At 63.0% G+C, this 8,462-nt stretch carries 7 protein-coding genes; 1 reads left to right on the forward strand and 6 read right to left on the reverse strand.

What is annotated here, in order from left to right:
- Position 1: 1 nt before the first annotated feature.
- Together ACCQ04_RS10275 and ACCQ04_RS10280 are read right to left on the reverse strand one after the other, a co-directional pair.
- Positions 2–1,855 carry a GAF domain-containing protein gene (locus tag ACCQ04_RS10275; protein WP_226427853.1) on the reverse strand — a complete coding sequence of 618 codons (1,854 nt, stop codon included), beginning with the start codon at positions 1,853–1,855 and terminating at the stop codon, positions 2–4.
- Positions 1,852–3,237, reverse strand: a complete 1,386-nt coding sequence (locus ACCQ04_RS10280; RefSeq protein ID WP_226427854.1) for a TolC family outer membrane protein — start codon at positions 3,235–3,237, stop codon at positions 1,852–1,854. The genes ACCQ04_RS10275 and ACCQ04_RS10280 overlap by 4 nt, the downstream gene beginning before the upstream one ends.
- 317 nt (positions 3,238–3,554) lie before the next feature.
- Here ACCQ04_RS10280 and bamE point away from each other — a divergent pair, with 317 nt between their 5' ends.
- Entirely contained in the window at positions 3,555–3,869 is a 315-nt protein-coding gene (bamE, locus tag ACCQ04_RS10285) for an outer membrane protein assembly factor BamE domain-containing protein (RefSeq protein ID WP_226427855.1), read from the forward strand.
- Between the two features lie 147 nt (positions 3,870–4,016).
- Here the strand turns inward: bamE and ACCQ04_RS10290 are convergent, their stop codons facing one another.
- From ACCQ04_RS10290 to ACCQ04_RS10305, 4 genes are all read right to left on the reverse strand, one after another.
- On the reverse strand, positions 4,017–4,511 hold the full coding sequence (locus tag ACCQ04_RS10290) for a hypothetical protein (protein ID WP_226427856.1): 495 nt from the start codon (positions 4,509–4,511) through the stop codon (positions 4,017–4,019).
- A 259-nt stretch (positions 4,512–4,770) separates the two neighbouring features.
- Positions 4,771–5,193 carry a hypothetical protein gene (locus ACCQ04_RS10295; RefSeq protein WP_226427857.1) on the reverse strand — a complete coding sequence of 141 codons (423 nt, stop codon included), beginning with the start codon at positions 5,191–5,193 and terminating at the stop codon, positions 4,771–4,773.
- Between the two features lie 475 nt (positions 5,194–5,668).
- Entirely contained in the window at positions 5,669–6,145 is a 477-nt protein-coding gene (locus ACCQ04_RS10300) for a hypothetical protein (protein WP_226427858.1), read from the reverse strand.
- Between the two features lie 82 nt (positions 6,146–6,227).
- Positions 6,228–7,721, reverse strand: coding sequence for an Ig-like domain-containing protein (locus ACCQ04_RS10305; protein ID WP_226427859.1), 1,494 nt, complete (start codon positions 7,719–7,721; stop codon positions 6,228–6,230).
- Positions 7,722–8,462 lie beyond the last annotated feature (741 nt).

Genomic DNA, 8,462 nt, shown 5'->3' on the forward strand with positions numbered 1-8,462 from the left:
GTTACAGACCCCAGCTCCACCACTGCATGCGCAACCAGTCGAACGTGCTGTGCAGCAAGACCCAGCCCAGTTGGCGACGACCCACGCCCACCTTGGCCACACCTTCCATACCCGGCAACAGGCGCTGGTTTGCACCCGTCAAGGCTGCCTCGACGCGATAGACGTTCTTGCCGTCCTTGACCGTGGCCACGGGCATGACCCGCACGACCCGGATCGGCAGCGCACCGCCGGCCAGACCATTGAGCATCAACTGGCCCGCCTGACCGACGCGCACCGGTGCCATGTCGTGCTCATCGACCTCCAGGATGATCCGGTAACTGTGCAGCGGTGCAATTTCGAACAGCTTCTTGCCCGCTTCCACGGGTGTACCCACTTGCTGGGAGAGATCGCCGGAGACAACCACCCCGTCGTAGGGCGAGCGCACCGTTGCGCGGCCGATCTTGTCGTCGAGCAAATCGAGCTGGGCCTGTGCCTCTGCCAGTTGTGCGCCGGTGACGCGGATCGCAGTCAGGTCGTGCTGGGCCATCGCTTCGCGCAGCTTGTTGTCGTACTGATCGCGCTCGCTGGCCCAACGAATGCGCTCCATCCGCAGCTCGTGGTCGTCCAGGCGCGCCAGCGGCTGGCCATTGCGCACGATGTCGCCCGCGCGTACCAGACCTTCGGCAAGAAAGCCTTCGAACGGTGCGGCGGCAACCCGCTGAATCTCGCCTTCGGTGACGGTCTTGGCAGAGACGCGATAATCGACCGGCACGGCGACCAGTACGAGGATCAGCAGCGCCACAAGCATCGCGACAGCCTTCCAGACCAGGTGCCGGGGCCCCACGATTGCGCCCCAGAAGCGCCGGCCTTCATCGTTCACGCGTTGCAGCGAACTACGTTCGGCCAGCAGACGCTGCTCGACCACCGGGGCGATAAGCGCGGCAAACGTGTCCATCCAGCGGCGTTCTTCCTCGCTGAAAGCGGTCTCGCGCTCCAGCGTCAACACCGCGATGATCCGTTGCTGATGCACGATGGGGACAGACAACAGATACGCTGCACCGGTTCGTCGCATGAGCTCTGCATGAGCGCGGAAGCCGCCTGCATCGCCACTGGCCTCGATCGTCTGGGCCAGGTCGAACACTTCGGCCATGGCATCGCGATAGGCATGCACCAGCGGAGATGAGGTCTCGAACGTGGCCGCTTCGGACAGCGCCGCAAGCGTGACGCGCGCGTCCCGGATGATGCCGGCGGCAACACGGGTGGCAGTGAATCGGCGGCGCAGCTCGTTGACCAGATCGAACAGCGCTTGCTGGAAACGTGCATGGCGTAGCGTCACCGACAGGGTGTGGACGATGCCCGTGGTGCGCTCGCCAGCCGCGATGGCCATGTCCTGATCCCGCTTGCCGAGCAGGTTCGACAGCCAGGCACTGCCCCAATGCACCTCACGCAACAGTGCGGGAACGATGCCGGCATCGCCGGACAGCTCAAATGCAACCGCACCTGCGACGCGTTCGTTTGCCGAGATGGGGACGGCGACATGCAGGATGCCCGGCGTTTCCTGATCCGGAGCGATCACCACGCGCCGTTCCGCAAGCGCCTGGCCCACGGCGGTTCCCATCCGCGACATGCCGGCATCCGCCGACGGCCAGACGGCGATAGGGACGTAATTCTTTCCGTCCGCCGACTCGACCAGCACCGCAGCATTGCGAATCGCAGGAAAGCGTTCGCAGATCAGCGTAAGCCACGCGTCGCAGAACGCATCCGAGGTACGGGCGGTGACGAATCGATCCCAGGCCGGAAGCGTCGGCACCTCCACAACCTCGCCGGCGACGCTTGCTGCATCGTTGTCCATGCTGTCGTCAGGCAGGGCGTTCACCGAGTAGCCTCCGCCACGGTCGCGGTCATTTCGTCGTGGTCGTCGCGTGCGTTGACGAACAGGGCGTCGAGTTCGTCGACATCGGTTCCGGAAAGATCCCCCAACGTGGCCTTGAGCTTGATGAAGGCCGTGAGTTGCTGGTAACTGCCCTTGCGTCGGTCGCGGCGTGCGGCGGCGAGCTGCTGGCGGGCGGCAAGGATGTCTGCCTCGGTGCGGACCCCGTGCGCAGTGCCGCGCGTCGCCAGCGCCAGGGCCTGGCGGGCCGCATCGATCGCGGTGCCAGCGGCAAGCGTGCGGGCGCGCCCGGCGCGCCAGCCGAGAAAGGCGGTTTTCACGTTGAGCACCGCTTGTCGGCGAGCCGATTCGAAATCGTCGCGCGCCTTATCGCGCAACGCGAGTGCCTCAGCTACCTTCGCCGACTGCGTGCCGCCCGAATACAGCGGCACGTTCAGCTGCAATCCCAGCGTAACAGTGGCGATGCGATAACCCGGCTGACCGGGAAAATTACCCACATTCTGGTCGTTGTTGCCATAGCTGGCGACGAAATCCAGCGTCGGCAAATGCCCGGCGCGCTGCTTGGCGATTTCCGCTTCTGCCACGGCAATCGCGGCCGATGAAGCGCGCAGGGCAGGGCAATGCGCATCGATCTGTGCGAGCCAGGCATCGATATCGCCACCAAGCAGGTCCGGAATACGCGCATCTTCACGCAGCCAGGGTTGCACGAGATCGTCCGCACTACCGATCCACGGTTCGATGGCCGCCAGCTTGGTCTGGACGTCCATTTCCGCAGAAAGGGCGTCGGCGTCGGCCTGTTCGTATTTCGCCTGTGCGTCGTCGGCCTCCGGCTGCGACTTGGCGCCAAGTTCGGCCGATCGCCGCGCGATGTTCCATTGCGCCTTCAAGGCATCGCGTTGGGCCGCGTTGAAATCGACAGCGTCGCGCGCCTCCATCAGCTCGAACCAGCCCGTGGCGAGCTTGGCGTAGAGTTGCTGCTCAGTGTCGGCCAACTGCCAGTTGGCCTGGTCTGCGGCGCTGCCAGCCTGGGACAGCGCAACGCGGTTCGCCCTGCGCCAGATCGGTTGGTTGAGGCTCAGCTGGCCGGTGCGCGCGTGGTAGTCGTCATGCAGCGTTGCCGTTGTCGTATCCAAGGTTTCATAGCGGCGGTTGTTGCCGTTGGTGCTGCCGGTCGCAGAGATCTGCGGCAGCATGGCGCCGTAGGCCTGCCGTACCCGCGCCCGCGCAGCGGCGAGATTGGCCTGTGCGGCATCGTATCCGGGTTCGCTGTCACGGGCCAGCGCAAAGAGCTCGCCAAGCGAAACCACCTGCGGGGACGGCTCTGCGTGCAGGCAGGGAGCCAGCAGCAGCGCCAGCAGGATGGGCAAGCGAGCGGGGATGCCCCGGCATGGCGTGCACGCAACCCGCCCGCGGCGCAGAAGAGCCACAGGTGACATGCCTTGCATAACCAAACGTTCGACCAGCACCCCAAATCCTTTCGCCAGGCGCAGGAGGGGCCGGCCCGTCTTTGAGCCTCACGACACAGCGACGCGACCGGCATGCCGGTCGCGGACTGGTCGTTTTGCGAATTTCCCCCTGTACGGCCGGCATTTTCGCACCCCACGGGTGACGTGCCAAGTGCGCTCGCGGCGGCTACAATTTCGCACGGTTCGCCGACGGCGTCGACCGGAAACAGGGGAAAAACATGAAAGGGATACTTTGTGCGGTCGCGCTGGCGGCCGCAGTCGCCGGCTGCCAGACCACCGGCCATAAAATCACCACGATCGACATCGGTGCCAGCCGCGATCAGGTGATCGCCACGCTTGGCCGTCCGGATTCAATCCGGACGCTGGGCGACTTCGAAGTGCTCAATTACCTCAATCGGCACCGCACGCGCGTGTCCATGACGCACACCGATTACGCAGTAGTGCTCAAGGATGGCAAGGTGAGCCAGTTCGGTCCCGGGCAGGTGAGACGGGATGGGTTGCATTCGGTGGTGATCGATGGGGCGACGCGCTAACGGGACGACCCAATGACTGGATGGCGTAGTGGGCTCGCACTGGGCGTGCTTGCCATGTCCTGGCTCGGGGCCAGCTTATGTTGCTATCAGGCGGAATGCCGCGCCTGACTGCCACGGCGACTTGATCGAATCTGTTGCAGCTGCACTTCAGGCATCCCACGTCACCATCTGTTTGTCAGTCTGCTGGCGTCGCCTTGTCGCGGTGAGCAGTTTATTTTGGCGATCGGCAAACCCGCAGATGTAACGAAAGCGGCGGCGAAGAGCGACGGTCCCAAGTATTTCCAGCGTGACATGGTGCTTTGGAACCCGTGGGCGCATGTCTTGCTTGCGGATCGGCACGACGCTGGCGTCAGTGTGGGGTAGAACCACGTCCGGCAAGCTCATGCCCAATCGTTCCCGTACCTTTGCCGATGCGGCCGCATCGGCTTTGGCGACAATATCCATTCCCCGCAAGAATATCGCCCGATTGGGACTTTCTTGATAGAGCCCACTGATGCCTAGCCTACTCATGCGGCAGGCGCATCCAGTCGCTGCCTCGTCTCGCATCAGCAACGTGATGCCAGGCGCGTCGGGCTCCTGCGGTCCATTCTGCCACTTGAATGCGAGGAGGATCGCCCAGTAGCCGACTGGATGCCATTCCATGCGACGGGTGGTTAGACGGAATCCGGACCGCTCCTAAGATTCGACGTAGAGACGTTCCAGCGCCTGTGGCGTAATGCCGGTATGAGATACCTCAGGGACAGAGCTGCCGTCGGACTACAGCCCAACAAAGCTGGAACCGCATGCCAGAATGGGAAACTAAAATGCTCCAGGCGGCCAGACTCTCCTAAGCCTTTGTCACTGGCAGCCTACGCATCCCCATTGCTGCCGGGAGATAGCCCGTATTCGTGAAGCCGTAGCGTCAGGGTGTGGGAATACCCATTTCGGGCAAGCTCACCCCCAACCGTTCCTTAACCTTTCTCAATGCAGCTGTTTCGGCTTTGATGACAACACCAAATCCCCGGAAGCGTGCTTTCGGGTCGGGATTATCAGCATCGAGCCCCCTGACAGTTTCCCTGCTCACCTCGCATGGACACCCAGGTTCATAGCCCGAGATGACCAGCGTAGAGCCGGGAGCATTCGGCCCCTTCGGTACACTGCTCAATTGAAATTCAAGTACGGTGCTCCAAAAGCCGGACCGATTCGAATACTCCTTGCGGCTGGCAAGCCGAAATCCAGATTGTTCGTAAGCCTCAATGTAAGCGCGTTCTAGAGCATTACGCGACATGCCGACGTGTGATGTTCCTCTATCGGCGGGACTAGTCGCGGCGGATGGCTGGTTCATCAGTAACCCCAGGGTCAAGGTGGCAGTAACGAGCAATCGACGGGCTTGCATGTAGCGGTCTCCGGTCTTGGGACATCTTGATCTCAAGATGGATTTCAATTGCCGCCGCCCATGTAGCTGGCTGCCACTGCTCACTCGCGCTGCATCGCCACACCGGTCTACGCAACCGGTTGATCGATTCCCGACAGCGGCTCGCCTAACAACGCGGACCGTCCACTGCTGCCCGGTCCAGTCGGGTACGTTCCCGCCGTGGCCGTCCAACAGCGGCCGAAGCGCCAAGACTCGACCGGTGGCGTCAACGCGCTATGGGTTTTCCGAGTTGCTGTCGGGCTGCAGTCCATGGGACGCTGGAGAGGCATGCCAGGATGGGGAAGTGAGCTCTCCAAGCGGGCTGACTCGGCTAAGTCGTTGTCACTGGCCGCCCGTTTATTCCCATGGCTGCCCAGGCATAGCGTGAATCTTAGAAGCAGCAGCGTCAGGGTATGGGCATATCCATGGCGGGTAAGCTCACGCCTAATCGTTGCCGGACCTTTGCCAGAGCAGCCGTATCGGCCTTTACGAGAGCATGCTCTCCCCGAGCGACTGTCGGCCAGTTGGGACTATCGGCGTCGAATCCTCTGAAGCTTTGCCTGACCAGGGCGCATCCGCATCCGGGCGGCCGATCGCTCAAGATTGTCAGCGTGGTGCCAGGCGCGTCTGGTCCCTTCGGCGCACTCTTTAATTGGAAAGCGAGATCGATCGTCAAGGAACCGACGGAATTCGACTGCTCATGGCGGCTAGCCAACCGGAATCCGGATTGCTCATAGGATTCGATGTAGGCGCGTTCCAAAGCCTGCAGCGACATGCCGGTATGAGGCACATCGCTGGGTATTTGACTTTGCGCGGCGGATGGGTGGTTCATCAATAGCCCCAGGGTCAGGGTGGCAATAACGATCAATCGACGGGCTTGCATGTTGCGGTCTCCGGTTCTTGGGACATCTTGCCCCCTATAACGATTTCAATGGCCGCCGCCCGTCGGGGGCGGCGGCCATCGCTCAGTCGCGCCGTACCACCAGACCTGTCTGCGCAACCAGCAGATCGATCCCCGACACCGTGCCGCCCAGTAGCGCGGCCCATCCAGTGTTCCCCAGTCCCGTCGGGTACGTTCCGGCCGTGGCCGTCCAGTCGATCACGGGCTGGCTGGACGTCCCCAAATTGACGACGATGTAGCCACCGCCCTGGACGCTTGCGGCAGAGGCCGACGCACCGACAACAATGCTCATCGCATTGTCGCGGGGCGGGTTCTTCGACACCACCAGAGTGATGCTCGCGCTGGCGGTCAGCTTGCCGTCGCTGACCGAGTAGGTGAACGTGTCGGTACCGATGAAGCCGCTCTTCGGACGATACGTATAGCTGCCATCGCGGTTGCGCGTCAGTGAACCCTTCGACGGATTGGTGAGGCTCAGCGTCAGCGCATCACCGTCCGGGTCGTTGACCAGGCAGTCGAAGTCGATCCGCACGCTGCCATCCTTCTGCACCTGGAACGAGGCGCTCTGGGCGGTGGGTGCGCGGTTCACCTTCTGCACCGTGACGCTGACCATCGCCACGCCGGACTGGGCATCGCCGTCGGTCGCCCGGTAGCTGAAGCTGTCGGTGCCGTACCAGCCCTTGTCGGGCGTGTAGGTATAGCTGCCATCGGCATTCAACGACAGCTTGCCGTGGGACGGCGCGCAAACGATCAGGGTGGCGAGGCGATCGCCGTCGGCATCGCTGTCGTTGCCGAGCACATCGATGCGCACGGCGGCACCGGCCATGGTGGTGGCCTTGTCGTCCCTGGCCACTGGCGCACGGTTCGGCGCCAGTACCGTGATGCTGACGGTGACCGGCCTGGAGTCGAGTGCGCCATCGGTTGCCACGTACGTAAAGGTATCGGTCCCGACAAAGCCGGACTTGGCCGTGTAGCTGAAGCTGCCGTCGCGGTTGCGGGTAAGCGTGCCGTTCTTCGGCGAGGTGGCGAGCTTCGCGGTCAGGCCGTCGCCGTCGACATCGCTGTCGTTGGCGAGCACGTCCAGGCGCGTTGCCACGCCGGCACGTACGGTGAAGGCATCGGCGGCTGCGACCGGCGCCTGGTTCACAGGCGCCACACGGATCCAGACCATTGCCGGGTTCGAGCGGTACTGACCGTCGAACGCCTGGTAGGTAAAGCCGTCCAGGCCATACCAATTGGCATCCGGTGTATACGTATAGGTACCGTCCGGATTGAGCGACAGGCTACCGTGGCTCGGGCCGCAGACCAGCGCGGCCCGCAGGTCGTCACCGTTGATATCCCAGTCATTGGCGGTTGGGTCGATCCGTACCGAACCGTTCTCCTTGAGGTCCACCACATCATCGAACGCAAGCGGCGGCAGGTTCGGGCCCAGCACCGTTACCGTTACCGTCGCGGTGTTGGAATTGGCCTTCCCATCGTTGACCACATAGGTGAACGTGTCGGTGCCGGTAAAGAAACAGTCCGCGGAGTGGCCGGAGCGTTCCAGGGCTCGCGGCGACATGCCGGTATGAGGCGTGTCGCCGACTGTCTCGCTTTCTGACTAAATTTGTGCGGCGAGATGCGCCGTGGATGAGAAACGCCGGGGTCAGGTGGACGCCAGGATCATTCGGCGAGCGGCGATGCAGTCCTTTTGTGTGAGTCTGGGGGTGTGAGCTCGATAACGGGCAAGCTTACCCCCAACCGTTGCCTGACCTTTGCCAGCGCAGCGGTATCGGCTTTGATGAGAAGACGTTCTCCCCGTGCGGACGCTGCCAGATCGGAACTGCCGGTGTCAGCCCACCTGAAGTCTAGCCTGCTCACGGAGCATCCGCATCTGGCTGGCTGGGGGCTAGAGATGCGCAGTATGGTGCCAGGCGCGTCGGGTCCCTTCGGCGCACTCTTCAACTGAAACGTGAGTTCGATCAACCAGTTGCCTGGGGGCGGCGACACATGGCGGCTGGCCAACCGGAATCCGGACTGCTCATACGATTCGATGTAGGCGCGCTCCAGCGCCCGCATCGACATGCCAACATGAGACCAATATGGGTTGATGGGCCGACCTTCCGGGATACCGGCATCAGGCACTTCGGTGACGGAGGGGCGACTTTGCGCGGCGGATGGGTGGTTCATCAGTAGTCCCATGGTCAGGGTGGCGATCAGCATCAATCGACGGGCTTGCATGTTGCGGTCTCCGGTTGTTTGGACATCTTGCCCCCTATAACAATTTCAATGGCCGCCGCCCAGCGGGGGCGGCGGCCATCGC

The organism is Xanthomonas sp. NCPPB 2866 (assembly GCF_041475745.2).
In the GTDB taxonomy this organism is placed as follows: Bacteria; Pseudomonadota; Gammaproteobacteria; order Xanthomonadales; family Xanthomonadaceae; genus Xanthomonas; species Xanthomonas arboricola.

Bases quoted from the DNA above. Each gene is read 5' to 3' on its own strand.
- bamE (WP_226427855.1), top strand. From the start codon at position 3,555: ATGAAAGGGATACTTTGTGCGGTCGCGCTGGCGGCCGCAGTCGCCGGC.
- ACCQ04_RS10290 (WP_226427856.1), bottom strand. From the start codon at position 4,511: ATGGAATGGCATCCAGTCGGCTACTGGGCGATCCTCCTCGCATTCAAG.
- ACCQ04_RS10295 (WP_226427857.1), bottom strand. From the start codon at position 5,193: ATGAACCAGCCATCCGCCGCGACTAGTCCCGCCGATAGAGGAACATCA.
- ACCQ04_RS10300 (WP_226427858.1), bottom strand. From the start codon at position 6,145: ATGCAAGCCCGTCGATTGATCGTTATTGCCACCCTGACCCTGGGGCTA.
- ACCQ04_RS10305 (WP_226427859.1), bottom strand. From the start codon at position 7,721: ATGTCGCCGCGAGCCCTGGAACGCTCCGGCCACTCCGCGGACTGTTTC.